The organism is Brevundimonas sp., assembly GCF_050729455.1.
Lineage (GTDB): Bacteria > Pseudomonadota > Alphaproteobacteria > Caulobacterales > Caulobacteraceae > Brevundimonas.
In genome coordinates this window covers 1-23,988 of sequence record NZ_JBOHLI010000029.1, presented here as the reverse complement: position 1 = coordinate 23,988, position 23,988 = coordinate 1, and the positions used below count along the sequence as shown (strand labels likewise).

The window sequence follows — 23,988 nt, the reverse complement described above, 5'->3', positions numbered from 1 at the left end:
CTTCCAGCCCTGCTCGCATCTTCGATTTGAACGCTCGCAGGTTGCGGCGCGCAGTCAAATGGCTTGGAGACTGACGATGAACGCCGTCGGCGAGCCTCGCCATTGCGACCAGCGGCGTGCGATCAGGTCCGCGCCCCGGGCCCAGTGGGCCGCCACCCCCTCGACCAGCAGCCGCCGGCTAGGAGCCGCGACCTCGTCAAGGCTGGCGGTGTGCTCGACCAGGAGGCCCACCCACACCGCGACCTCGGCCTCTTCCTGGCCAAACAAAGTCTCGCCGCGGATCGGCCGGCCCAGCAGGTCGGGGGCAGGTGCCGGCGGCTTGAGCTCGGCCAGGGAGGCGGCGAGCGCCAGCCGCGCGGGCTGATACCGGAAATCCAGACTCAGTTCGGCAAGCAGGCGCTGATTGAGCCCGTCGCCAGCCATCGAGGTGCGAAAATCCACGCGGAAGACGTCCATCAGGCTCAGGGCGTGGGTACTGCTCATGCGGCCATTCCCGGGAAATAGCCCGACAGCGGCACGCTGCCCCCGACGCCGCCTGAAGCCAGGACGTGGTCGAGGTGGAACTGCGCGGCGATACGGTCGGCGATAAGATCGAAATAGTGCTGGTTCACTTCGTCGGGCTGGGAGAGCAGCACGGTTTGGACGTCCTGGCGGGTGAAGAAGGTCAGCACGCGAAGGCGATGGTCCGGATCAAGGCGCCCCAGTGGCGTGTCGATGATCGACGGCAAGCGCCGGCCAGACAGCCGCGCCACGGCCGCCATCAAGGCCATTGCGAAGATCTGGCTCTCGCCGGCCGAGGCCTCAATGGTGCGCACGTCCGTCCCGGTACCGTCGATTAGGACCACAGCGCCGTCGGGCTCGATACGGATATGGTCCACCAAACCCTTATGGGCCAGAGCTCGATAGGCACTGGTGACCGCTTTGCCGACGGCGTCGAAGCAGGCGGGAGTGAGATGTGCGATCAGACGCACACCGCCCTCGGCGCAAGCCAAGGCCCGCTCGCGGCGGACGACCATCTGGGCGTCGGACATCCGTGCCACGAGCCGCGCCTCGGCGGCCTGACGGGCCTCCGACAGCGCCACACAGGCTTGGCCGAGAGCTTGGTCGAGTGCGCGCTGAACGCCGTCATGCTGCTGGAGCTGCCCGGACAGGCGCTCGAGCTGACCGCGCAGGACCTGGACATCCTGGTCGGTGGCTTCGCGCGCGGCGATGTCGGCGTCCAAGCTTTCAAGTTCGGCGGTAAGCTGGGCGATGCGCTGGGCCGGCGCGGCGATGGTCCGGCCAGGCTCGGCCGCAAGGCGCGCCAAGGCCATTTCGCGGATGGAGCCGGAAAGATAGCCGTGGCGCGGCGGATCACTCTCTGAGTGGCTCAACGCCGTCCAGGCCCGCCGCAACGCCGCCAGAACCGTCTCACGATCCTGGAGGTCGGTCAGCTGCCCTTCAACGGCGACGACCAACTGCTCCAGGGCCGCCGGCTGGGCCCAGAGCGCGCCGCCGTCCTGGCTCGCGCGGTCGCCCTCGAGACTCGCCTTCAGGATCCCGCGCAGCCGTCCTCCGACTAGGGCTAGGGGGAGATCGCCGGAAACGGCCGCACTGAAATCGTGGCGCGCGCGCGTTAGCTCGGCTTGGGTGGCCTGGCGACGCTCAAGCAGGTTCTGCATTGAGGCGTAAGTGCGACCGTTCAGGGCGCCGAGCCGTTCGAGAACTTCGTCGCGCTGGGTTCTCAAGGGAGCGGCAACGGCGCCGAGCGCCGCGATCTGCGCCTGGAGATCATGCTCGCGGCGCTCAAGGCCAGCCAGATCCTCCAGCACTGCCTCGTCATCGCCCTTGATGGCGCCGCGGGCGCGATCCCGAGCATAGGCCCTCAAGTCTGCGATGGCCTCGCGCCAGACTGAAAGCCCCAGCACCGTCTCAACGGCGAGGCGCACCTGGCCGGCGAAATCGCGCTGGGCGAAGCGCTTGACCTGCTCGCCGTCGAACAGCACGAACGCAGCCAAGCTCGGCGCCATCAATCGGCGGGCAATCTCGGCCTGATAGAACAGCGAGGGATCCTCGCCCTCGGGGGCGGGCAGCACGTCGAGATCCGCGCCGGTCCAGAGATTAACCGCCTCGTCATCCTCGACCAGACGGCCGGCCTCATCGAAGTACCAGCGCCGCTCGACCACGAAGACCGCCTCGTCGATCCGCCACTCGGACCGCACGCTCATCACCCCGTCGCCCCGATCGAGGGCGGGCCGATGCAGGGCGCGCTCCATGGCTCGGCGATAGGCCTGTCCCCTAGCCGCGCCGGAGGCGGGCGCTGCCGCACCCGGTTCGTGCAGGTCCAGCAAGGCCTCGCGCCCGAAAAGCCCGTACAGGAGGCCCTCCAGGAAGCTGGTCTTGCCATAGCCGTTCTTGCCGCCGATCAGCACCACCGGGCGGGCTGGGTCATAGTCAGGGAAGGTGAAGTCGGCGTTGTGGAACACCTTCCAGTTCTTGAGCACCAGGCGGGTAAGGGTCACAGTTCCGGACGCGTCCCCGTCAACCGGGTCCGCGCACTGATCGGAGCCTGGCGCGGCCGACACGTCGCCCGAGCCGCCGAACAGGCCGTCAAACGCCGCATAGAGGCCACGGCGATTGCTGGCGCCGCGATGGGAGGCCCGGGCCTCTAGCACGGCGTTCCAAAGTCCGTCGGAGAGGCCTACCGCCGCACAGCCCGCCTTGACCCGCGCGCGCCCCTCGGCGTCGTGCAACGAAAAATCGCCGAGCCTCATGACGTCGCGCCGCCTTGGGGCAGATTGTCCTCGGCCCAGATACGCTTGATCGCCTCGATCTCGCCCTCCCGGATCAGCGGATAGTCGAGATCCTCCTGGATACCCAAGAGACGCGTCAGGATCAGTTGGCGCGCCTCGAGCGTGAATGGCCCGGGGATAAGCCGGCCGTCGCCTACGAAGGTCAAGGCCCCGTTGCGCCGGTTGGCCATGCGCATGCCTCCCTCTTCGCGCAAGGCCTTCAGCCAATCGCGGAAGTCCAGCAGCGGTTCGAGATCTCCATAGCCGGCCTCAACGAAAGCCTCGGCGCTCTTGTCCTTTTCGACCACCGTGCAGGTCCAGCAGCCAAAACGTGAGGAAGCGCTACCGCAGGAAGGTGCTTCGCTCTTGTCGGTGACCAACGGACATTCTGCTCCGCCCGCGTTGCGGTAGAGGGTGACCAGCTCGCGATGCGAGCCCCCCCAGGGCGGCGACGACTGCAGGAGCACTTGCCAGACCTCATCAGTGTCGAGCTCGACAATGGGCTTATAGACTTGGCAGCCCTGCAAGCTGTTGTGCGGGTTCAGACGCTGGCCGTTGTCGTACCGCTCAACGCTTTTGCGGCGCTGGGATGACTCCGATCGGCGCACGCCCAGCAACAAGATGGCCTCGCCAGCCGCGCTGACCTGGGCTTGGATGTAGCGGGTCGTGGGTCGGATCTTCATCCGATCAGTGCACCAGCGGAAGACACGGCTGGGCGAGGGATAGCCGCGACCGATCAGGTTGACCCAGAAGGTTTCATTCTCCTCGGGCACGGTCTTGGCCACGATCACCGGCAGGCGCAGCGGCCCGACAGCCCCGCCAATACGGTCAAGGACCGCGTCGAGGTGACGGGCCAGGACGGGGGATTCCACCAGGGTATCGTTGGCCACCAGGTGGACCGGTCGCCGGCGTTGGCTCGGCGGCAGGTTCAGCAGCATCTCGAAGACCAGTTGGGCCAGAAGCGTGCTGTCCTTGCCGCCCGAAAAGCCGATGATCCAAGGCGTGTTGTGCGGCTGGCGGTACTCCTCGCGCAGATCAGCGGCGATGGCCGCCAGCTTTTCAGGCAGGGTCGGGACGCGATCACCGTCCGCGTCCAACGCGGGTCCCGGGGCGATTTCGATCGGAAGGCTCATGCGACTGCTCGTTGGCCTACCGCGCGCAGCTCCGCAACCGCCTTTGTGATCCGGACGATGGCTGTCTCGACCTCGGCCTGGGTCGTGAAGCGGCCAAGGCCCAAGCGCACGGCGGTCTCGGCGACCTGGCGCTCAAGGCCAAGAGCCTGAAGCACCGGCGAGGGCTCCAGGGATGCGCTCGTGCAGGCCGAGCCCGTGGAGATCACAACATCGGCGCGCAGGCGCATGACCAGGGCCTCGGCATCGACGCCGGCAAAGCAGAGGTTGAGATTGCCCGGCAGACGGCGCTGGACATCGCCGTTCAAGGTGACGTCGCCGATCGCCAAGAGGCCCTTGAGCAGGCGATCGCGAAGGGCGCCGACACGCAGGGCGTTCTCTTGGCGTGCTTGGTCCGCCAGCCGCGCAGCCGCGCCGAAGGCCACGCAAAGCGGCACCGGCGCAGTGCCCGAGCGCAACCCCTTCTCCTGGGCCCCGCCGACCAGCAACGGCTGAAGCTGCTTTTGAACCGGGCGCCGGGCATGAAGCGCACCGATCCCGAAGGGGCCGTGCAGCTTGTGCGCCGAGAGACTCGCCAAATCGACCTCGGAAAGATCCAGCGCGATCTTGCCAGCCGCCTGAGCCGCGTCGGTATGGAAAAACGCGCCGCACTTGCGAGCCAATGTGACGATGCTAGCCAGGGGCTGGACCACCCCGATCTCGTGATTAGCCGCGGCGACCGAGATCAAACCGGTCTGCGGCGTCGCGAGCCGCTCGAGGGCCTCCAGATCGATTAGCCCGTCACGCCGTACCGGGGCCCGCTGGACGTCGAACTGATCTCCGAGGCGGTCGGCCGCGGCCAGAACCGAGGGGTGTTCGATCGCGGAGACGATGATCCGCGGGCGGCCGGCCGCCTGCAGCGCGGCGGCCAGGCCAGCGAAGACCAGATTGTTAGCCTCCGTCGCCCCCGAGGTGAAGATTAGGCTCGACGGAGGGACCCTGACCAGGGCCGCGACCTCAGCCCGGGCGGCCTCGACCGCGATCCGGGCGCGCTCTGCAGCAAGCGAACCAGAGTGCGGATTGACGTCGAACTCAGCGAACGCGGCGGTGAGGACCTGGGCGACCTCGGGATCGAGCGGGCCGTGGGCGTGATAGTCGAGGAAGATCGGCGAAGCGGTCATGGGTGACGCGATCGATTAAGGGTTCGTGGCAGGTCAGGCACCACCCCACGCAAGAGGCGGATCAGGATACACAGAGTTGGACGAAAATCGCCCCCTGCTTTCCACCTGCTGAGCGCAGCCCCCCCGCACAGCTGCCGTTCGGCTCCGAAATTCGCCTGCAGCGTATTAAGAACCGGCTCTCGAGTACTCCTCAGAGCAGACTTCCCACGTCGCAGAAGACGCCACGTGCGGCTGAAAAGCCGCAAGCGTCCGACGCAACGCGCTGCCTCAGGAATCCTGATCCAATGAAGGGTTGGATAGAAGGTCTATCGGACCTCTATCCAAGGCCCTTGCTACTCGCTCGACGACTTTAAGGGTTGGATTGCGGCACCCTCGCTCCAGCTCACCAATGTAGCTGTACGCAAGCCCAACATCGTGAGCGAGCGCTTCCAGCGTGAGGCCTCACGCGCCAGAGGATTCAATCAGGCCAAACGGAGATTACTCTAGAAGCCGGCTCGGCGGCACGCCCAACGCAGCAGCAAGACGTCCCAACGCTCTAACGCTGGGATTTCGCGTGCCGCGCTCGAGATCGCTGAGATAGCTTCGCTTCATGCTGGCTCGAAACGCCAACTCCTCTTGCGAAAGGTCTGCAGCTGTCCTGAGGACGCGCACGTTGCGGCCTAATAGGGCTACCACGTCCATGTGCGCAGAAGACCGGCACAGGTCGAGATTAGCTGCCCACCAGACGTGTCATTTCATGTAGCGGTCCGGGTCTAAAAGAGAGCGAGGATCGACACACAACGCGTCTGCCAGCCTTTCCAAGGCTTCGACGCTAGGTTTGCGATTTCCGAGCTCTATTCCGCTCACGTAGCTCCGCTTCATTTCTGCACGGAACGCGAGTTCTTCCTGAGAAATGCCTAGGGCGTTTCGACGACGTCGTATGTTTCTGCCCAAGAGGGCGATGAGGGACATCCAGACAATTGAGCGGCATCCGACTCTTTAATCTGCCCCCTAATCGTGTCATTTTGACTCCTGAGCGTGTCAGTGAGGGACTGATGACTGACCAGGCCGCGATCAGACTTGGGAAAAGCACATCAGGGCTAGGCGACCTGTATCTGAGCCATGCTGACTGGCTCACAGCCCGCCTTCGCCAGCTCGGCGTCACGGGTGTCGACGACGTCGTCCAGGAAACCTACCTCCGCATCGCCCCCTACCAGGCGCGCGGCGAGGTCCGTCATCCCAAGTCCCTCCTCCTCCGGATCGCCACCAACCTCGTGGCCGAAGAAGGCCGCCGTGTTCAAAGACAACGTCGCCACGCCGCCACCACGCCTATCTGGACCGACGCCGCTTCCCAGACCGAATCCGTCCTTCTGAAGCAACTGGTCCTGAAGCTGCCGCAACCCGAGCGAGATATTTTCATGCTCAGCCGCTTCGGAAGTTTGACAAACGAACAGATCGCATCACGACTAGAGTTGTCGGTAAAGACCGTGGAGCGACGGATCACCCGCGCGCTGAAGCAGGTCGATGCTCAACTCCGACGCTAGTCCAGGGGCTGCGATGCCGGCTGAGGTACAGACACGGACTGCTGCCGACGACCAGGCGGCAAGTTGGATCGCGCGGCTGGGCACGCGCACCATTGCGCTGGACACAATCCAGGAATTCGCCAGATGGCGCTCCATACCTGCGAACGCCGAAGCCTATCGCCGCGCGGAGCAGCTTTGGTCGCGGACCGGTGAACTGGCGGACGACCCCGACATCCAGGCCGCGCTCGCGCAGGCGCAGCGCCGACGTCACCGGCGCTTCAGCGTTAAACAGATCGCCGCTGCCGGCCTCACAACCGCCCTGGCCGCTTCGCTCGCGGTGGGGGCCTTTTTCTGGCAGATTCGCGACACCTACGCGGCGGAGGTCGGCGAGCAGAGGTCATTGCAACTGGCTGATGGGTCACGCGTCCGTCTCGATACCGCGTCCAAGATAAGGGTCCGCTTCACAGAGGGCGAACGCCGTATCGATCTTGCCGAGGGCCAGGCCTTCTTCGAGGTGGCTCATAACCCCGCCCGCCCTTTCGTGGTCATGACTACAGACGCATCCGTGACGGCGGTCGGGACCGTCTTCGAAGTACGGCGCGTCGGTTCAGAGACCCGCGTCGTACTGGTATCGGGCGCTGTCGACGTGGTGCAGGCGGCTACCCCGAGCGCGCATCAAAGGCTGCTACCGAACCAACAGACGACGATCAAAGCCGGCAAGGCCAAGGTCTCTGCCGTGAATGCAGACACGGCTACAAGTTGGACCACCGGTGAGCTGACCTTCGTGGACACGCCTCTGGCCGAGGCCGTCGCCGAGGTGAATCGCTACCTGGCCGCGCCGATTGTCCTGGACGCGCCCACGGCGGCCAACACGCCCATCAACGGCGTCTTCCGCAGCGGAGACCGCTCGGCCTTTGTCTCGGCCGCGGCCCACCTCTTCGATCTAAGGGCGATCCGGGAGCCAGACGGTCAGGTTCGTTTGGTCAGCTCAAGGAATAATGAGCAAGGGTGAGGGTCTGCCCCCACCTAAACCGTCTCTACCCCGACGCGCTGTTGCGTCGTGGGGGAAGACATCATGACCGCCTACCGTTCCAGCCTATTCGCCGGTGTCGCCGCCCTGGCCATATCGGGCTCCGCGCACGCCCAGCCTCAGACGCCGATTAACTTTTCCATTCCGGCCGGGCCCCTGGGCGCCGCGCTCAACGCCTACGCCAGCCAGGCCGGCCGCCAGCTGATGTTCACCTCAGGTCAGGTCGCGGGGCGTAGGACGCCGGGCCTTAGCGGACGGATGACCGCCGACGCTGCGCTCGACCAGCTTCTCGCCGGCTCCGGCCTCGCTGCGGTCCAATCCTCCAACGGCGCCTGGGTCCTTCAGCACTCGCCTAAGGATCAACTAACGGAGGCTGTGGTCGTCGATGACGTCGTGGTCACCGGCACCCTGTTGCGAGGCCCCGGCGACACCCCCTCCCCGGTTACCGTGATCCGGCGAGACGACCTCGACCGCACCGGCCGCGCAACGATCGCGGACGCCCTCGCCGCCCTACCCCAGAACTACGCGGGCAGCGGCACGCCGACTACTGCCCTGGTCGGATCGGACCCCATGCAGAGCAACTCTGGCCTGGCGACGGGGGTGAACCTGCGCGGCCTCGGCCCTGACTCCACCCTGGTGCTGGTCAACGGCCGCCGTATGGCGGGCGCCGGCGGACGGGGTGATTTCGCCGACGTCTCGGCCGTTCCGACCGCCGCGGTCGAACGCGTGGATGTCCTACTCGACGGCGCCTCCGCACTATATGGGGCAGACGCGGTGGGCGGCGTCGTCAACATCATCCTGCGGCGGGAATTCGACGGCCAGGAAAGCCGATTGCGTATCGGCGCGTCGAAGGGCGGCGGCGAGTCCGTCATCGCCGCCCATACCATCGGCCGGACATGGTCCACCGGCCAAGCGCTTCTCTCCTATGAGTTCGAGCGTCAGAATCCGCTGAGCACCATGGACCGTGCCTACACCGCCACGGGTGATCTGAGACCTTTCGGCGGGACGGACCACCGGACCTATTACGGCGTCCCCGGCAATATCGTCCGCTTTGACAATGCGACTTCAGCCTATGTCGCCACCCATGCGATCCGACCCGGCGCGGACGGCGTCGCCAGATCACCGGCCGATTTCGTCGCCGGCGAGCAGAACTACGACAACACTCGGGTGGGGGCTGCGCTCATTCCGGAGTTCGATCGCCACGCGGCCTATCTCTACGCCCGACAGCAGATCGGCTCGCACCTCGAATTCACAGGCGACCTCCGCCTTAGCCAACGCGAATTCGAGACCGAAAGCTTGACCCCGACCACGATTGCGACGGTCACCACGGCCAATCCCCACTTCGTGTCTCCGATGGGCGCGACGTCGCACAGCATCGCCTATTCCTTCGGTGAGGATATCGGCGCCTCGCGACGCTCCGGTCAGGCCCGCAGTCTCGGCGCCAGCCTCGGCGCCCGAATCTTCCTGCCCTCTGACTGGGAAGTCGAAGCCTTTCTGACTTATGGAACCGAGCGGACCGTCGACGAGGGCCGCGGCCTGCTGCAGTCCACCTATCTTCAGGAAGCTCTGGGCAATACTGCGGACAATCCGGCGACCACATTCTCAGCCGCCCGCGACGGCTACCTCAACCTCTTCGGCGCTGGCACCGCGAACTCTCGCGCTGTCCTAGATTATATCTCCAGCGGCTGGAGGCGCTACACGGACGAAAGCGAGGTGGCCTCCGCCAACCTCATCGCCCAGGGCACTGCGTTCAAGCTTCCCGCGGGCGATTTGAAGGTCGCTGTCGGCGCCCAGTTCCGAACGGAGGTGCTGAAGAACAGCGGCGTCACCTTCACCTCCGGCCTCACCCCGCTCTCGACCCGATCCCCCGACAAGAATCGCGAGGTCGCAGCCGCCTTCATCGAGGTTCGCGCGCCGCTCATCGGTCCCGAGAATGCGATCCCTGGCGTACAAAAACTCGAACTCTCCCTTGCGGGACGCGTGGAGGACTATGACGACATCGGCTCCACCGCCAATCCCAAGATCGGCCTGATGTGGACCCCGGTCGATGATCTCAAGGTCCGCGCCAACTGGGGCACATCCTTTCGCGCGCCGGCCATGACCGAACTGGCGCAGCGCCGATACATTTCTGCGACCTTCGTCGCCGACACGGTCGGTCAGCAGGTCGCCCTGTTCGAAGGCGGCGGAAATCCGGACCTCAATCCCGAAACGGCAGACACCTTCACTTTCGGCTTCGACTATCGACCCAAGGACAGCCCCTTCCGGATCGGCGCCACTTGGTTCGACATCGTCTTCTCCGATCAGATCGGAAGCCCCGCACGCGATAATCTCCCCCAGGTCCTGCTGGATCCCGATCTCGCGCCTTTTGTGCGTAGGATCGACCGCAACTCGGCCGCCGATCGGGCGGCCGTGGACGCCCTGATCAATAGCCCGGACTTTCTACTGCCGGGTGTACTCCCTGCGGACGCCTTTGGCGTCATCGTCGACGCGCGCTGGCTGAACACCGCCTCCGTCAAAATACGTGGCCTCGACGGATACGCTGCCTATGATCGGGCCTTGGCCGGCGGCGAACTCACCCTGGAAGCCACGGCCTCCTACATGATCGATTACAAGCGTCGGATCACCGCCACCGCGCCGACCATCGATCTCGTCGACACCTACGGCTTCCCCGTCGACCTGCGCGGCACGGTCTTTGGACGTTGGGCGCGCGACGATCTTTCGCTCCGAGTGGCGGTGAACCATGTCGGCGACTATCGCGACCTCCAAAATACACGGATCGGCTCTTGGACGACGACGGACATGCAGGTCGGATGGACGCCCTCCGGTTCATGGGGTGAAGGCCTCAACCTGACGGCCTCGGTGCGGAACGTCTTTGATGCGGACCCACCCTTCTATGATGCGATAACCGGCATCGGCTTCGACGCCGGCCAGGCCGATCCGCTCGGCCGGACCTTCGCGCTGCAACTGACCAAGCGCTGGTAGGTCCGCCATGCTTCGTACTGTGCTCGCCGCCGCGAGCGCGGTCCTGATCTTCGGATCGGGATCGGCTCTCGCCACGCCCTTCACCCTCGACGACATGCTCCAGATCGAAAAGTTCGGTCAGGTAACGCTGTCGCCTCTCGAAACCACCCTGGCTTTTGAGCGGATCGGTCCGACCATCGACGCCGGCCCTTATGAATATGATGCGCTGGATCTGGTGCTGCGCTCTCAGATTCTGCTCGCCCGAACCGACGGCGCCGCGCCTCGACCTCTCCTGCCGGAGACAGAGGGCAAGGGCCATGTCATAGGCGCCTGGTCGCCCGATGACCGCAGACTGCTGATCTACCGCCTGCAGGACCGCACCTTCACGGCCGGGATCGCGGACAAAGTCACCGGCGAGGTCCGATGGCTTGCCGGCACGCCCGAGAGCGCCATGTGGGGTCGAGCGGCCCAATGGCGCGACGGCGATGAACTGGTCATGATCCAACGCACAGAAGGCGACCTTCCTCCCTTGGTAAGGCAGGGCTTCAACGTCCAGAACCGCATGGACGAGCTGTGGCGATCGACTCGCGAAGGTCGAGAACCCGGCCGTACCTTGATCGGCGGCGGCGCCTTTCTGGGCCTGAATCCCAGACCTGCAGACTCCCGTCTGGTGTTGGTGGAGGCCGCCTCTGGCCAACAGCGCTCCCTGGCGACAGGCCGTTTTCATGACCTGGAAATCGCTCCGGGCGGGGCCTTCGTCGCTGCGGTAAGGTTCTCAGGCGACCGTCCGTTCGATCCAGACATTCCCTTCCTGCAGGGAGATTTCTCGGAAAGGCGCGAACTCACCCTCGTCGATCTTCGAAGCGGTGAAGCCTGGGAGCCGCTGCCGGGACAGGACATATCCCCTTTGCTCATGGCCTGGTCGCCCTCAGGCGACCGCCTGCTCGTCTGGGCGAGGCAGGACGGCGAACCCTGGTCCGACGGCCGGCTGATGCAGATCGATCCGAAACGGAAGACCGTCACCCCCACCTCGCTTGGTGGCTTCAAGCCGGCGAGGGTCGAGACGGGACTGCGTACCCAGGTCGTTAGTGCAGACTGGCTTGGCGAGACCCCTGTCCTCTATGTCCAGAATGGCGAACGACGCGACTGGGCCGCCCTAACCGAGGCTGGACCGCAGGTTCTGACCGCGGCGCTGGCTTCGCCTTCCGTCTCGCTTCTCGCTGTTTCCGCGCGCTCCCTCGTCGTGCAATCCGGAACCGAGGCCTGGTCCGTCGATCAAAATAGCCACGCAGAACGCCTGGGTAGCGCAATCCGCGCTCGGCCAAGTGCGACCTCCGCCCTCTTCAGTCGCGGCCAACGCTTCTACTTTAACAGCCCGCCACGACGTGACTGGACATTTACGGGCGATGGCGAGGAGAAGTGGCGCGTCGATACGGCCACTGGCGTCGCGATCGGCCCCAGGTTGAAGATATCATCTCGGATCGCTGCGGCGGGCGAACAGCGCGCCGTCGTCATGGTCAGGGATGATCGCAACCGCGATGCGCTCGCCCTGGACGGCGGACCGCCGTTCATCCGATTGAACGACCGGCTCTCCGAGATCGCCTTCGCCTCCGCAGAGGCGGTGACCCACCAGTCTGCAGACGGTGCCCCCCTCGTGAGCTGGCTCTATCGCCCTCTCAAGACGGACGCTCACAAGCCAGCCCTGATCGTCATTCCCTATCCTGGCGGGCCCGCTCATGCCCCAACCTCGCCGGAAGACGGCGTGACCGCCAACGTTCAACTGATGACGGCGGCCGGCTATGCTGTGCTGATCCCAAGTCTCCCGAGACCGGACAAACGAGGCGAACCCGCCATCGGCATGGCGGACGACATCCTCGCGGCTGTTGACGCCGCAGCGCCCCTGGAGGCTTTCGACCCTGACCGGGTCGTTCTGTGGGGGCATAGTTTCGGCGCCTTTGCAGCCGTCGCCGCCGCGACCCAATCCGACCGCTTCTCCGCCGTCATTGCAGCGAACGGCGCCTATAATCTGCTCAGCGCCTGGGGGCAGTTCTCCTTGACCCCCTCTCTTTCGCCGGAGGACGGACTGCCGGTTCGATCTCGCGCAGGCTGGGTCGAAACCGGTCAAGGGGGGCTCGGGTCTCCGCCCTTCGCGGACACCGACCGCTATGTGCGCAACAGTCCCGCTCTGGCCGCCGACCGCATCTCGGCGCCGGTCCTGCTGTTCACCGCCGATCGGGACTATGTACCGCCGGGTCAGGCCGAGGAACTATTCTCAGCTCTCTACCGACAGCAGAAGGACGTAGTCCTCGTCACATACAGGGGAGAAGGACACGTACTCTCCAGCCCGGCGAACATTCAGGACATGTACGCCACCATCTGGCGATGGTTAGACCAGATAATCGGCGCAGGACCACCTTCTGAACAAAAGAACGTCCAATGAAGTATCTGGCAGGGCGTGGCTGCGGATTTCTGCCGCTCGCCCTGCCACAATCTTCAACCGGCTACTGACCAGAGGGGGCTGTCACCGCCAGATCCGCGCCTGATCAAATTCAAGTCGCCCCAGGTCGACGACGATCTCTGAAGTGAAAGGTCTTTCATAAGTCTCGGCGTCAAAACCCTTAAAGGCGATGCCAGCAGACTTCAGCGCTTTAAAGACACGACAGACCGCTGAGACGAAGATGGGCATTACGTCCAGATAGATCTGGTCATCAGGATAGCGCTCGCTTGATGCCTTTGAACGTACCTCCCCCAACCGCAACTCGCGATCAATGAGTTCGAAGCGCTCCAACGCCTTTTGTGCTTTGAGACGATCCAGAAACGGAGAGTCGCGGGAAGGATCCAGGCGCGCGTCAATGTCATCCAGCCTGACAAAATGATGCATCCGCAGTGACGCACCATGGATCGTTGGATGCTTCGCCATCAGGAAAGCGGCCCCTTGCCAACGGGCGGGTTCATCCAGGATCAACCGAACACGGAAGCTACGAAACAGAGGGTGGTTTCGATGGTGAATGGCGTTGCGCAGGGCCATGACGAGCGCCGTATCGCCGTGACCATGGTAAGGAAAGAGCGTGCTCGATACGTCAAAAAGCGTATGGAACGCCTCCAACTTGTTCTCGAAGGCATGTTCCAGGTTGTTGACGGCTTCTTCCTGATCAACGGAGAAGATGCTGTCGAAGCGCATATGCGCCTCGCTGCAGAGCCTCATGGTCGTCGCAAGCTTGCCGATCGCCGCCTCGACGGCAGTATTGGAACTCACTTCGCCTATCCCTTCGCATCTAATCGGCGCCTGCGTTGGGTCCGCGGCATCGATGGCGGTCATCTATACCGTCAAGCTTACACGGCCAATCCTGCGACAGGTTTTCGCTCGCTCACGCTCTCGCAGCAGTTCTTTCGCCTTTCTCTGGCTCTAGAGAAATCGGCGAAGTTGGCCCATTCTCGACCCTAGAATTGCTGCGCATCAAGAGGACAGCCTAGGCGACAGGTGCCCTCGCTCAGCGACTGTGCTGGTCGTCCGACCACCGCCGTTCCTCGCCCATATCGCGCGCCAAGGTCATTCCGGCGGGTTCGACGTCGGTCGCATTGCGATGCTCAATGCGAAGATGGCTGACCTCCTTGATCAGCCGATCGAGTTGCTTGCTGATGGTCAACAGCAGACCGAGGCTGCCGAAGCCAATGAACAGCCACGCCGCCATCTGCCACGTCGACATAGTCAGCTGGCCTTCGGCTTACGGCCCGGCTTTCCCTTGAGAGCCGGCTTGGCCGCCTGACGTCCGCCGGCGCCCAGCCCCATCGCCTTGGCGAGGTCGGATCGCGCCTTGGCGTAGTCGGGGTGGACCATGGGGAAGTCGGCAGGCAGGCCGAACGCCTCACGATAGGATTCCGGGGTGTGGCCGTGAATGGCGAGGTGGCGCTTCATCGACTTAAATGGCTTCTGAGTAATCAGGCTGATGATGCCGCCCGGCGTGATCAGCTTGCGCGCCTGCGCAGCCGTCAGCCGTTGCACTGGCTCGATCTCTTCCACGGCCTCCGAACCCGCCGAACCAAGGGCGGCGTGGATCGAGGTGATCATGGCGGGAAGGGCTGCAGCGTCGATCTTATTGTGGGTCACGTAGGCCGCGACGATGTCTGCGGTCATGTCGAGAAGATCCCGGTCGGGCGTCATGGCGTCGTCCAAGTTAGCGCTCCACATAAAAGGTCACGCTTTGGATATCCTGTAACGTCGACGCCCGACAGACCCACCAAGTAATACATGAAATCCTGAGGACCGGTTCGCCGAAGCGCTTCTCAGCGCAACCAGGCCTTCGTCCAGCTTTCGACCAGAGCCAACATCATCAGTTCCAGATAGCCGCCCTGCCAGATCAGGTGCTCAACCTGCAATGCGGCCTCGACCTGATCCCGATCTATCAAGCCCTGCCGGGCGAGATTTCCTTCGAGGAGATGCGGACGCAAGCGGTCGATGTTCGCGGCGATGACGCGGCCGTAGTAGCCACCAAGTTCAGCCTTGGAGCGGCGCTGGACCAGCGCCTGCGGCAGGCGGTCCGCGAAGGCTTCACGAGCCAGGAGGCGATCATGCCCTCCTTTCGTTAGCGCGTATGACGGGGTGGCCAAAACCGCTTCCATGACCGGCTGACTGAGCGCGGGATGCAGCAAGTCCGCCCTCTCGCTACGCCGGGACACGCTGTGAAGGCCGAGATTGCTCGCGAAACCGATGATCTGCTGTCTTTTACCGGGCCCGATGCCGCCCAGGTCTCGAAGCCAGGGGTGAGACGGGCTTTCATCATTGCGGATGTCAGAGTGCAGAAGGGCGTTTACCGCCGGCGAATAGGCACGAGGCCGCCGCGCAGATGCGATCGCAGCTCTCATGGTGCGCCAGGCAGACCGACTCATCCGACGGGCAATGACAGGCGCGGTCCTGCCGCGCAGTGCGGCTAACCCCTGATCATGCACCTGATCGGCCAGAATGCTGGAGCTCGCTGTCTGCAGAAAGGCGACATCTCCGCCTTTCCCCGTGAGCACGCCCTCTACGCCATGCGCTTCACAGAGTTCTGCCTGCAGGGCGTCATAGGCCGCGTCCAAGCGGTTCAGACTGGGCCGGAATGACTGGGGGTGTTCAAGCGCTAGCCCTTTGACCAGGGCCTGAACGGACCGGGATATGATCGTCAGTTGCACGCCCAAGACTTTGGCCACAGCCTCGGCGTAGGCGCGCTCGTCGGATTCCGGATACGGACCGTGCGTGTTGAGCCACAGGACCTGCCCGCCAAAACCGCCCGCTCGCAGGCTGGTGGCCATGATTGCGGAATCCAGACCGCCGGAAACCTCAACCAGAAGGGACCGCCGATCTCTGACAAGGCCGGCGACGGTGCCGTCGATTGTCGTTCGCAGTTGCTCCGCCTTCGCCGGCGAGGATCGACCCACGGCCCAGGCCGGCGACCAGATCATGCGATTGCGACCATCGGGGAGGTGGAGCGCTCCCGGGAGGACGGTTTTCCAGCCGCCGAGCAGATCAGCGGAGGAAAGGGTGATCGGATCCCGCAGAACCTCGGCCACCGCCTGCCAGGAGAGCACCAGGTGATCATTGGTCGCATTGACCATCCAGCCGGGAGTGTCGCTCGCAATCAACCAAGCTGACCCGCTTCGCGAGACAGCACAGTCGATTGCGCCAGATGGATCCCTGAACACCCCGGCCAGTCGTTGATCCGGGGTCAGGAGCAAGGCGACGTATCGGCCCCAGAGCTTGCGCGTCAATTCCTGGCAAGCGCTGTCAGCGTTGTCCGCGCTGGAGATCGAGAGCGGTGTATCTGGAACTGTCTCGCCAATCACGACGACCTCGCCCATGGCGATGGGATAGCGGGTGATGGTCGCCCTTTGCGCCGCAATCCAGAGTGAGGGCCCGGCATCGGAGATCTTCCAGCCGTCCCTGCGCGCGGCTTCCTTCATGGCCCGATAGCCGCCCACGCCGGCGTCCGGTCCGAGCACGGCGACGAACCGACTCAAGCGCCGACCGCCATAATGGGCGTATAGAGGCCGACCCGATCCAGATCGTCATCCAGAAGCACGTCCCCGACCTGCAGCCAGCAATGGGCGGAGAAAGGCCAGGTCTTGACGCCAAACATCCAGGTGGTGCCGTGACCGCGTGACGCGAGAAACGCACGCAGCAAATAGGCCCGATAGAGACACTGACCTTGACCCGGGACCCAGGGCATCCAGCGGTCGAAAAGGCGGGCGTCCGCCATGGCTTCGGCGACCCGGTCATGCCGCAGAGGGAGGTTCGGGGATCGCGCGAGGAGCACCTTCAAGGCGTGACCATGGATGCGCCAAGCCTCGCGCGCCATGATTGCCGCCAGGGCCACGACAGCTAGCTTTCCGGAACTGCGTCCCTCGTAGAGTCTGGAGGTTCGGACGGTCGGCGTGGCGACCGGCCCGGGCTCGCGCGAAACGGCCGATTGAAACAGCCCCGTCTCGAGAAGGCCATTCGCAATCACCGCGTTCGAGGCTGTCCAACGACCATCGCCCTCAGCGACCAGATGCTGAGCAAGGCCCGGGAGACAGAAGTAGACGTCGTTCTCGAGATCAAGAGCGACCAAATCGTCTTCGATCGAGGCAATATGAATGGACGGAGCGGGCGAGATCATCATCGTGAAAAGACGATGGCCGTCGGCCAAAGCCGACGGCCCCCGACCTCAGCCCTGAGGCTTGATGCGGGTGAAGTCGATTTCCAGGACACCTTCAAGCTCGCCGCCCCGGGTCAGGGTGCGAGCTTCGCCGAGGCGGATGAGGCGGATCGTTTTGTTGGGGGTCATCTCAGTCTCTCCTCTCTGGATCGCCGTGAAAATGCGGCGTCATCAGGAGGCGACTTCGGGGAGCTAGCAGCAAGCTATATTGCCGTATATTTCCCGTCCCGACCGAAGCAGGCGCCGGCATTACGCCAGCACCTGCAGGGCCGTTCAGGCCATCCGGATATAGGTGCCGTCCAGTTCCAGGACGCCGGCATGCCATTGGCCACGCGTGAGAGTACGGGCCTCGCCCAGACGAACCAGGCGAACGCAGATTGAGGTTTGCACCACAGTCTCCTTGGTCGGTCGCAGAATTGCGACGGCTCCATGGACGGCCGGTCGCGACGCAGCGGCAATCTATATCTCGGTATATTCAGCGCCCAGGCTTAGGACGTGCGCGACGAAGCTGGTCCTCGCCAGCCTTTAGCCAGTCAGCCTCGTCGCCGCCGGCGCTCTTGTCGACCAGCTCGCGCACGCTCGCATTCACTGCAGCAACGATCGTGCGAGCCTCCAGATTAGCGACTTTGTCGCCCAGTTGCTGGTGCAACTGCTGTACGCCGATCATGACGATCCTCATCAGCTTGTTCGAGGTGCACCGTATCGCAAACTCCGGCGACCCGATCGCCAGCGACGCGATGATGGCGTCGGGATCGGCGTCCACAAACTGGCTGAAGCGATGAATATAGTCGATGTTCAATCGGCCGCGTCCCGCCTCGAAATCCTGATAGGTTCGCAGAGCGAGGTTCATTCCGGCCGCCGTCTCCGATGACGAGAAGCCCCGCAGGCGGCGAATGCCCCGGATCGCGGCAGAGAGCACTAGGCTGTCGCTTTCAAGCTCCGATTGGTCCGGTGGCGTCATTTCACAACCTCCCCGCGACAGGTGTGGGCGGCGAGCGCGCCTCAATCAACAGAAGTCAGCATTTCAGGCCTCACAAAGTGATGCTTGCGCGAAAAAGTCGCGCACCAGCGCGGGCTTTTCATTCCGGCGTGAGGAAATGTCGCATTCAAGCATGCTCCGCTTTCAACTGACGCAAGAAGTCTTGAGTCTGACGATTCTAAGCAACGGAGTCGTCGGATGGCGCGCAATCGCGATCCTTTCGCCAGCGCCCTACGCACGCTCAGGGAGCGTGCAATCGCCGGCGTCTTCTCGCCCGGCAAGCCCATCATCATTCTCGATGAGGCCCAATCGCTGGGACTGTCCACAACGCCCGTTCGCGAGGCTCTCGCCTGGCTAGGCGGAGAGGGTCTGATCGATCGCGCGCCCGCTGGCGGCTATGCCGGACTAAGGCTCGATCCAGTTGGGCTGGCCGGTCGATACAGATTGCGGCTCCACTGTCTGGAAAAGGGACTTGAGGGCACCGCGCCGGGCATCGGCGCCGCGCCCCGCGCGGATCCGACACGTCTCTTCAGGCACATCATCGCCGGCGCCGCCGACCCCGCTCTGATGGCCGTCTATGATCGCGTCCAGGCGACAATCGAGAGGTTCGCAGAAACAGAGGCTCGTCTGCTGGGCGATATGCCGGAGGCCCTGGAAGCCGTCGCCCGGTTGATGGATGGCGGGCAGGAGGCGGCGGCCGCCGAGAAGCTTCGCGACTTTCACGGACGGCGCATCAGCGCTGCCCCCTTATTGACTGAGGCGGAACAGGCCCAGGCGGGCGCGGGGTGAGGTCAGCGCTGGCCCCGAGGCTGGATCTTACCTCCCTGAGGTGGTCCCTCGCCGTGGCCAGCACAGGCGGTTTTCGTAAGGCCGCTGATGCCCTTGGCGTCGAACAGTCCGCCCTTAGCCGGCGCGTAAGGGGGCTGGAGGACGAAATCGGCGTCTCCCTATTCCATCGCAACCCGGGCGGCGCGACGCTCACCTTCGCCGGCGTGTCCTTCATCAGGGGCGTCGAGCACGCGCTCGATCTGCTAGGCGATACGGTCACTGAGGCCCGCGAGGCGGGCGAGGGTCGCCTGGGCCGGCTGAAGATCGGCCTGACTCCGTCCTTCCTTTCCGAATCCCTGTTCGGGCTTCTGCACCGATTTCGGGGCGCCCATCCGCATGTCCAGATCGAAATGATTTCAGGCGACGCGGGCGATCATCTCTCGGCCGTCGCTGATCGCAGGCTCGACATCGCCGTCCTGCCCGGAGGCATGACAGTCACCGGCCTCGACGTATCCGAACTCTGGCGCGAGACTCTCCATGTCGTTCTTCCTGCCAGCCATCCGCTCGCTCTGGAACAGACAGTCGACCTACAGTTGCTCAACGGCGACCCGTTGCTGATCAGCGAAGGAGATCTCGGTGCCGATGTGCTCGCCCAGACCCGCCTGCCCACTTCGGTCACGCTCAAGACCGTGCGCGCAGGCCTCCCGATCGTGCTGGGCCAGGTTGAACTGGGTTTGGGCCTGGCGGTCATAACCTCGGGCGCCCTTGAACATGCAGGCTTGCCTTGCAGTCTGGTTCACCGACCGCTCCACGCAGGTGAAGGTTTAAGCGTCAGCTTCGCCGCAGCTTGGTATCATCAGAATGATAATCCAGCCCTTCGCCGCTTCGTGAGTTCAGCGCGATCATTGTAATAATGGGCCCAGACGGCGTTGGCGTGCCAACTGGCGTCGTCTTAGCTTTTGCCGAACGTCAGCGACCACGTCATACGTCACAGGCTTCCTCTCGTGGGAGGAGCCCCGATCAACCACTGCAACCCAAAAAGAATGGCACCGCTCAACCCGACCGTCAGAGACCACTGCACAATTTCGAGCAGCGCTTTCTGATAGGCCGGCTTTTGCACCCTCCCATCGACAATCAAGGGTCGAGTAAAGCGCAACCATGCTACCCGCAGCCTGTCAGGCAAGCGCGGATCGCCGTCGAGAGCCGTGCATTCAAAATAGGACATCAAGGCTCGCCAGTGCGCATCAACTGTGAAAGGCGAGTGCATAGAGCGAGCAGAACTGAAGTCAGATAGAATGACGGCGCTTTCTTTGGGCGAAGCGCCCTCCGAAGCGGCCGGCACCAGGTAACATTTGAGTGTTCCTCGACCTGTTCGACGATAATCGAGCGCGGCCCCGGTTTCGACAGCAAAGCGCATTCGGCTCTCCGGCAAGCCGAAATTCGAAGGGACTATCTCTACAATCTGCTCCACCGGCCTGTTTCCGTAAAACACCTCTAATTGACGAAGGTCACGACCGCCCATCCGACCGCCCTTCAGGACATAGAAGGCATAGGCTGAGCCGAAATAGGCATGCCTCTCGTCATTCGCCGCCAGACGGTTGAACAAGCGCTCCGCCATCAAGTCCCGAAATATATCGAAATCTTGATGGCGCCTGCTCCGTCGAGCTTGTCGTTCTTCAGGCCTCACCGGGTCGTTCTCCTGCAAGGCTTAACCTTAGCAGTTAGCATCAGCGACGTCAGTGTATGGCTCGGGGCATTCCGAGATGTCTATTTCAATCACCTAGCATGCGACAACGGCAGCGCCTGGCTAGGAATCAGCGCGCGGTGTGCTGACGCGCCTTTGCGGCGGCGAATGACCGGTCTGTCGCCATGAACCGGTTCAGCATGGGGGCTACCAACTGCGCTGGCCCATAGACCCTGTTTCCATCGCCAGACAGGACCTCCGCATAGAGAACCAGATCGCGGTGAACGTCAGCGGGCAATTCGACCGTCATCTTCACCGGCGTGTCGTCCTGCAGGCCGGCGAGCTTGAGAGCGGACATTGATCAGTCTCCATAGGGTTGAAGGTCGAGGTCGTGGGTAAGGATGATGCGAAAGGCGAAGCCAGGCCGGATGGTGAGCCTCGGCGGGATAGAAAGCCCGCGCTCGACCAGGCCGCGTCCCAAGGCGTCCACTCCGCCACTCGTTCCATCGCGGATCGCCCGAACGATACGATCCCCCTCGTCCACCTCCACTGCGGCGCTACCGACGGCCAAAAGCGTCGTCAGCGCCGCCGATCGCAACCGCTCGCCCCAGCGCTGATCCGTTCGATCTTCCAGTCCCGCGTAGCCCTGCGGATCGGAGGCCGCCTCGTCCTCAAGTTGGATGGCTTGCCCGTTCGGAAGGATGATGCGGGTCCATCGAACCTGTAGACGAGACTGGCCCTGGGCGACCTCAGCCGTGTGTGTCCCAATCAGCCGCGAGCCCTTGGGCGCCAACAGTATCCGACCCGTCCGCGTATCATGGACGTCGGCCGTAATCTGGCCGAGCACCGGGCCGGGAAGGTCGGACCGGATGCCTGTCACCAGACTGGCCTCGATGACGGCGCCGGCGAGCAGCGTCCCGCCCAATGTCGCAGCGGCGGCGCCCCCAGCTTGAACTCCCGTTGGTGCCCCGACGGCAACCGGGGTGCCTTGAGAGACGGGTGAGCCGCTCTGGATCAGCGTTAGATTGGATGTGCGGGCCGCATCCGCCTCGGCGCGACGACGCTCAAGTTCGGCCTGGCGGGCATCGGCCTCGCGCGTTTCTGCGACAGCTCCGGCCAACGCTCCCGTCTGATCTTCCCCCTCCTCAGCGGCGTTGCGCGCATTGAGGATCGGCCTGCCGAGGTCGCCGGGAAGCGGCGGCCCGAGTTGGGGCGCCGTGTAATCGCCGGGGAGCGCGCGCACGGCGTCGGGCGGCGGCGCCGACGACCGCGTGAGTTCAACCGTCGGCGCATCTGCGTCCGGCTTCAGCAGGCCGACGCCGACCGCTCCGGCGATCGCCAGAGCCAGGCCGGCGACACCGGCCATAGCGACCTTGCGCGACAGTCGAAGGGGTCTGGGCGGATCGGCCCGAAGGCGCATCGCCTTGACCGCGGGATCATCGCTCGCAGAGGGTTCGCTCATCGACCGGGTCTCTTTTCGATCAGCACGGTCTGGGTGCGCCGGCCCGACACGAGGCGCAGTTCAGCGACGTCGAACAGGCGATCGACGATCAGCCGGCGACCGAGGACGCGGTAGTTCACCAGAGCGGCGCCGCCGTCTGCTTCAGGCAGGAACAGCGGTGGAAGCGTCGCCTGATCGATCACGGCGTCGAACTCCAGGATCACCTGGCGGCCGTCATCGAACACCCGGACCGGGCGCCAGGCTGTCCGAGCTCCGGAGATCTGATAGCCGAAGTTCAGGTCTTCCAACCGGATGCGGGGTTCGGCGTCGCGTTCCGCCTGCCGCGCAGCCTGGGCCTCGAGCGCGATCAATTCATCCTGCGGATACCGCCAGGAGACGCTCGCCATATAGGCGGAGGCCTGGGCGTTGAGCTCCAGATGGTAGGTTCGCCGATCAGTATTGATGATGAGGTTGGTCTTCAGGTCGGTCCGCGTGGGCTTTACGAGGATGTGGATCCGCCGCCCTTCGCCTGCGCCGCTCTCAGTCTGGCCGATGATCCAGCGCACCGTGTCGCCGGCCGCCACCGGCCCCTGGCCTGAAAGGACTTCTCCGGGCTGAAGCGCGATGTCGGTGACATGTCCCGGCGCGCCGTAGACCTGGAACAGGGCTCCAGCCTCAAAGGCGTAGACCTGGGTGGCATTTAGATAGTTGTCGCCGGAAGGCTGTACTCGCGCGGCGGCATTGGCCGCGACGATGCGCGAGACCGGAGGCGGAGCGTCCCGCGGCGCCCGCTGAGAGTTGGCGGCCAGTACGACGCCGGGCGCTGCGGCGACACAGAGCGCCAGGACGGCGCCCGAGGGCATGAAGCGGCGCATCAGTCGATCTCCTTCGACCAGTTGAAGGCGTGGACCAGCACGCCGAGAGGATTTTTCCTGAGATCCTCAGCCGTCCTCGGGGGCTGGACCGTCACCGTCAGGATCGCGGTCCAGCGCTCGGTCCTCGCGAGGCGGCCGTCGACGAAGCGACGCTCGGTCCAGGCGATACGGAAGGAGGACGGCGAGGCGCGGATGATGCTCGAGACTTCCACCCCCACCTGAATGCGACCGATGTCGGCGAACGGATCATTGGTCCGAGCGAAGTCCGAGAGAGCGGCAGCGCCCTGATCGGTTGTGTAGTCGTAGGCGCGCAGCCAGTTGTTCCGCACCACGACAGGATCGGCGGATATGCTGCGCACATGTTCGACGAACCGGCTGAGGTGCCAGGCGATCTGGGCGTCGGACGGCGTATAGTTCGCCTGTGCCGGCGAGATCGCGACGGGCTCGCCATGCTGGTCCACCTCTACGATCCAGGGTGTGACCACCCCACGCGCGGACTGCACGACGAGACCTGCGGCGAGCCCGCCGGAAAGGCAGAGCGCCATCAGGGCGGCCAGCCGCCAGTTGCGCGCCTGGACGCGAGCGGATCCGATTCGATCATCCCAGGCCTGCGCGGCGCGTTGGTAGGGAGTTTCCGGCTCCGGCGATCGCCCATAATGGCCGCTGGCGCGTTTGAAGGGGTTCATGAGCGGTCCTCGCTGACAGAGACGGATGCGGAGCCCCCGTGGTGGTCGCCAGACCGGACCGCGTGCACAGCGGTAGAGACGCCATGCGCGACCGCCTGCCGACGCTCCATGTCCTTGGCCCACTGGGGCTTGGCCTCCTTGGGAGAGGCAGGCGCGCCGCCCGGAGCTGGCCCGGCCTGAGGTTCTGGTCCCGCAGGAGCGGCGGAGCCTTCCGCGCCTGCCGCAGCCTCCGCTCCAGGCGGTTCGGACGGCCGCTTCGAGGGCGACGATGCCGCCGAAGATTGCGCGCTTTCGCCACTGCGGCTGCCACCACCACCGCCATTGCCGGCG

Annotated in this window: 24 protein-coding genes and 1 pseudogene; 7 read left to right on the top strand and 18 right to left on the bottom strand. The window is 64.4% G+C overall.

Annotated elements, in window-relative coordinates; all coding sequences use genetic code 11:
- Positions 1–54 precede the first annotated feature (54 nt).
- The 7 genes from ACREEF_RS09125 to ACREEF_RS09095 form a co-directional block, all read right to left on the bottom strand.
- Positions 55–483 (bottom strand): hypothetical protein, encoded by a 429-nt coding sequence (locus tag ACREEF_RS09125; protein WP_431565276.1) that lies wholly within the window; start codon positions 481–483, stop codon positions 55–57.
- Entirely contained in the window at positions 480–2,753 is a 2,274-nt protein-coding gene (locus tag ACREEF_RS09120) for an AAA family ATPase (protein ID WP_431565275.1), read from the bottom strand. Before ACREEF_RS09120 ends, ACREEF_RS09125 begins: the two co-directional genes overlap by 4 nt.
- A complete protein-coding gene (gene dndC / locus ACREEF_RS09115) occupies positions 2,750–3,904 on the bottom strand; it encodes a DNA phosphorothioation system sulfurtransferase DndC (protein WP_431565274.1) in 1,155 nt (384 codons plus the stop codon). Before dndC ends, ACREEF_RS09120 begins: the two co-directional genes overlap by 4 nt.
- On the bottom strand, positions 3,901–5,061 hold the full coding sequence (locus ACREEF_RS09110) for a cysteine desulfurase family protein (protein WP_431565273.1): 1,161 nt from the start codon (positions 5,059–5,061) through the stop codon (positions 3,901–3,903). The genes dndC and ACREEF_RS09110 overlap by 4 nt, the downstream gene beginning before the upstream one ends.
- A gap of 267 nt (positions 5,062–5,328) precedes the next feature.
- Complete coding sequence (locus tag ACREEF_RS09105) at positions 5,329–5,493, bottom strand: helix-turn-helix domain-containing protein (RefSeq protein WP_431565290.1); 165 nt, start codon at positions 5,491–5,493, stop codon at positions 5,329–5,331.
- Between the two features lie 45 nt (positions 5,494–5,538).
- The gene (locus ACREEF_RS09100; protein ID WP_200168043.1) at positions 5,539–5,742 is read right to left on the bottom strand and encodes a helix-turn-helix domain-containing protein; all 204 of its coding nucleotides are present in this window, start codon (positions 5,740–5,742) and stop codon (positions 5,539–5,541) included.
- 48 nt (positions 5,743–5,790) lie between these two features.
- Complete coding sequence (locus tag ACREEF_RS09095) at positions 5,791–6,012, bottom strand: helix-turn-helix domain-containing protein (protein ID WP_431565272.1); 222 nt, start codon at positions 6,010–6,012, stop codon at positions 5,791–5,793.
- 83 nt (positions 6,013–6,095) lie between these two features.
- On the opposite strand from ACREEF_RS09095, the gene ACREEF_RS09090 reads away from it, so the two are divergent.
- From ACREEF_RS09090 to ACREEF_RS09070, 5 genes and pseudogenes are all read left to right on the top strand, one after another.
- The gene (locus tag ACREEF_RS09090; protein WP_431565271.1) at positions 6,096–6,584 is read left to right on the top strand and encodes an RNA polymerase sigma factor; all 489 of its coding nucleotides are present in this window, start codon (positions 6,096–6,098) and stop codon (positions 6,582–6,584) included.
- Complete coding sequence (locus ACREEF_RS09085) at positions 6,565–7,575, top strand: FecR family protein (RefSeq protein ID WP_431565270.1); 1,011 nt, start codon at positions 6,565–6,567, stop codon at positions 7,573–7,575. Before ACREEF_RS09090 ends, ACREEF_RS09085 begins: the two co-directional genes overlap by 20 nt.
- Before the next feature lie 63 nt (positions 7,576–7,638).
- Positions 7,639–7,878: pseudogene (locus ACREEF_RS09080) on the top strand (STN domain-containing protein); the annotation flags it as partial.
- 90 nt (positions 7,879–7,968) lie between these two features.
- Positions 7,969–10,575, top strand: a complete 2,607-nt coding sequence (locus ACREEF_RS09075; RefSeq protein ID WP_431565289.1) for a TonB-dependent receptor domain-containing protein — start codon at positions 7,969–7,971, stop codon at positions 10,573–10,575.
- 7 nt (positions 10,576–10,582) lie between these two features.
- Positions 10,583–12,994, top strand: a complete 2,412-nt coding sequence (locus tag ACREEF_RS09070) for an alpha/beta hydrolase family protein (RefSeq protein WP_431565269.1) — start codon at positions 10,583–10,585, stop codon at positions 12,992–12,994.
- Between the two features lie 81 nt (positions 12,995–13,075).
- Here ACREEF_RS09070 and ACREEF_RS09065 read toward each other — a convergent pair whose 3' ends face one another.
- The 6 genes from ACREEF_RS09065 to ACREEF_RS09040 all read right to left on the bottom strand — a co-directional run bounded on the left by ACREEF_RS09065 (position 13,076) and on the right by ACREEF_RS09040 (position 18,186).
- Positions 13,076–13,873 carry a hypothetical protein gene (locus tag ACREEF_RS09065; RefSeq protein ID WP_431565268.1) on the bottom strand — a complete coding sequence of 266 codons (798 nt, stop codon included), beginning with the start codon at positions 13,871–13,873 and terminating at the stop codon, positions 13,076–13,078.
- Positions 13,874–14,045: 172 nt separating this feature from the next.
- Positions 14,046–14,261: a hypothetical protein gene (locus tag ACREEF_RS09060; RefSeq protein WP_431565267.1), complete on the bottom strand. Its 216-nt coding sequence runs from the start codon at positions 14,259–14,261 to the stop codon at positions 14,046–14,048.
- 2 nt (positions 14,262–14,263) lie between these two features.
- Positions 14,264–14,728, bottom strand: coding sequence for a MucR family transcriptional regulator (locus tag ACREEF_RS09055; RefSeq protein WP_431565266.1), 465 nt, complete (start codon positions 14,726–14,728; stop codon positions 14,264–14,266).
- Between the two features lie 110 nt (positions 14,729–14,838).
- Positions 14,839–16,548 (bottom strand): asparagine synthase-related protein, encoded by a 1,710-nt coding sequence (locus tag ACREEF_RS09050; protein WP_431565265.1) that lies wholly within the window; start codon positions 16,546–16,548, stop codon positions 14,839–14,841.
- Complete coding sequence (locus tag ACREEF_RS09045) at positions 16,545–17,216, bottom strand: lasso peptide biosynthesis B2 protein (protein WP_431565264.1); 672 nt, start codon at positions 17,214–17,216, stop codon at positions 16,545–16,547. Before ACREEF_RS09045 ends, ACREEF_RS09050 begins: the two co-directional genes overlap by 4 nt.
- 484 nt (positions 17,217–17,700) lie before the next feature.
- Positions 17,701–18,186 (bottom strand): hypothetical protein, encoded by a 486-nt coding sequence (locus tag ACREEF_RS09040; protein ID WP_431565263.1) that lies wholly within the window; start codon positions 18,184–18,186, stop codon positions 17,701–17,703.
- Between the two features lie 216 nt (positions 18,187–18,402).
- Here ACREEF_RS09040 and ACREEF_RS09035 point away from each other — a divergent pair, with 216 nt between their 5' ends.
- On the top strand, positions 18,403–18,993 hold the full coding sequence (locus ACREEF_RS09035; protein WP_431565262.1) for a hypothetical protein: 591 nt from the start codon (positions 18,403–18,405) through the stop codon (positions 18,991–18,993).
- Positions 18,990–19,883: a LysR family transcriptional regulator gene (locus ACREEF_RS09030; protein WP_431565261.1), complete on the top strand. Its 894-nt coding sequence runs from the start codon at positions 18,990–18,992 to the stop codon at positions 19,881–19,883. Before ACREEF_RS09035 ends, ACREEF_RS09030 begins: the two co-directional genes overlap by 4 nt.
- Before the next feature lie 77 nt (positions 19,884–19,960).
- Here ACREEF_RS09030 and ACREEF_RS09025 read toward each other — a convergent pair whose 3' ends face one another.
- The 5 genes from ACREEF_RS09025 to trbF all read right to left on the bottom strand — a co-directional run bounded on the left by ACREEF_RS09025 (position 19,961) and on the right by trbF (position 23,658).
- Positions 19,961–20,578: a hypothetical protein gene (locus tag ACREEF_RS09025; protein ID WP_431565260.1), complete on the bottom strand. Its 618-nt coding sequence runs from the start codon at positions 20,576–20,578 to the stop codon at positions 19,961–19,963.
- A 208-nt stretch (positions 20,579–20,786) separates the two neighbouring features.
- Positions 20,787–21,014 carry a DUF2274 domain-containing protein gene (locus ACREEF_RS09020; protein WP_431565259.1) on the bottom strand — a complete coding sequence of 76 codons (228 nt, stop codon included), beginning with the start codon at positions 21,012–21,014 and terminating at the stop codon, positions 20,787–20,789.
- Between the two features lie 3 nt (positions 21,015–21,017).
- The gene (locus ACREEF_RS09015) at positions 21,018–22,118 is read right to left on the bottom strand and encodes a TrbI/VirB10 family protein (RefSeq protein ID WP_431565258.1); all 1,101 of its coding nucleotides are present in this window, start codon (positions 22,116–22,118) and stop codon (positions 21,018–21,020) included.
- The gene (gene trbG, locus ACREEF_RS09010; protein ID WP_431565257.1) at positions 22,115–22,972 is read right to left on the bottom strand and encodes a P-type conjugative transfer protein TrbG; all 858 of its coding nucleotides are present in this window, start codon (positions 22,970–22,972) and stop codon (positions 22,115–22,117) included. Before trbG ends, ACREEF_RS09015 begins: the two co-directional genes overlap by 4 nt.
- A complete protein-coding gene (gene trbF, locus ACREEF_RS09005; RefSeq protein ID WP_431565256.1) occupies positions 22,972–23,658 on the bottom strand; it encodes a conjugal transfer protein TrbF in 687 nt (228 codons plus the stop codon). The genes trbG and trbF overlap by 1 nt, the downstream gene beginning before the upstream one ends.
- Positions 23,659–23,988 lie beyond the last annotated feature (330 nt).

Coding starts and splice junctions, on each gene's coding strand:
- ACREEF_RS09035 (WP_431565262.1), top strand. CDS start 18,403: ATGGCGCGCAATCGCGATCCTTTCGCCAGCGCCCTACGCACGCTCAGG.
- ACREEF_RS09095 (WP_431565272.1), bottom strand. CDS start 6,012: ATGTCCCTCATCGCCCTCTTGGGCAGAAACATACGACGTCGTCGAAAC.
- ACREEF_RS09060 (WP_431565267.1), bottom strand. CDS start 14,261: ATGTCGACGTGGCAGATGGCGGCGTGGCTGTTCATTGGCTTCGGCAGC.
- ACREEF_RS09065 (WP_431565268.1), bottom strand. CDS start 13,873: ATGACCGCCATCGATGCCGCGGACCCAACGCAGGCGCCGATTAGATGC.
- dndC (WP_431565274.1), bottom strand. CDS start 3,904: ATGAGCCTTCCGATCGAAATCGCCCCGGGACCCGCGTTGGACGCGGAC.
- ACREEF_RS09020 (WP_431565259.1), bottom strand. CDS start 21,014: ATGTCCGCTCTCAAGCTCGCCGGCCTGCAGGACGACACGCCGGTGAAG.
- trbF (WP_431565256.1), bottom strand. CDS start 23,658: ATGAACCCCTTCAAACGCGCCAGCGGCCATTATGGGCGATCGCCGGAG.
- ACREEF_RS09015 (WP_431565258.1), bottom strand. CDS start 22,118: ATGAGCGAACCCTCTGCGAGCGATGATCCCGCGGTCAAGGCGATGCGC.
- ACREEF_RS09120 (WP_431565275.1), bottom strand. CDS start 2,753: ATGAGGCTCGGCGATTTTTCGTTGCACGACGCCGAGGGGCGCGCGCGG.
- ACREEF_RS09085 (WP_431565270.1), top strand. CDS start 6,565: ATGCTCAACTCCGACGCTAGTCCAGGGGCTGCGATGCCGGCTGAGGTA.
- ACREEF_RS09100 (WP_200168043.1), bottom strand. CDS start 5,742: ATGGACGTGGTAGCCCTATTAGGCCGCAACGTGCGCGTCCTCAGGACA.
- ACREEF_RS09040 (WP_431565263.1), bottom strand. CDS start 18,186: ATGACGCCACCGGACCAATCGGAGCTTGAAAGCGACAGCCTAGTGCTC.
- ACREEF_RS09070 (WP_431565269.1), top strand. CDS start 10,583: ATGCTTCGTACTGTGCTCGCCGCCGCGAGCGCGGTCCTGATCTTCGGA.
- ACREEF_RS09125 (WP_431565276.1), bottom strand. CDS start 483: ATGAGCAGTACCCACGCCCTGAGCCTGATGGACGTCTTCCGCGTGGAT.
- ACREEF_RS09090 (WP_431565271.1), top strand. CDS start 6,096: ATGACTGACCAGGCCGCGATCAGACTTGGGAAAAGCACATCAGGGCTA.
- trbG (WP_431565257.1), bottom strand. CDS start 22,972: ATGCGCCGCTTCATGCCCTCGGGCGCCGTCCTGGCGCTCTGTGTCGCC.
- ACREEF_RS09110 (WP_431565273.1), bottom strand. CDS start 5,061: ATGACCGCTTCGCCGATCTTCCTCGACTATCACGCCCACGGCCCGCTC.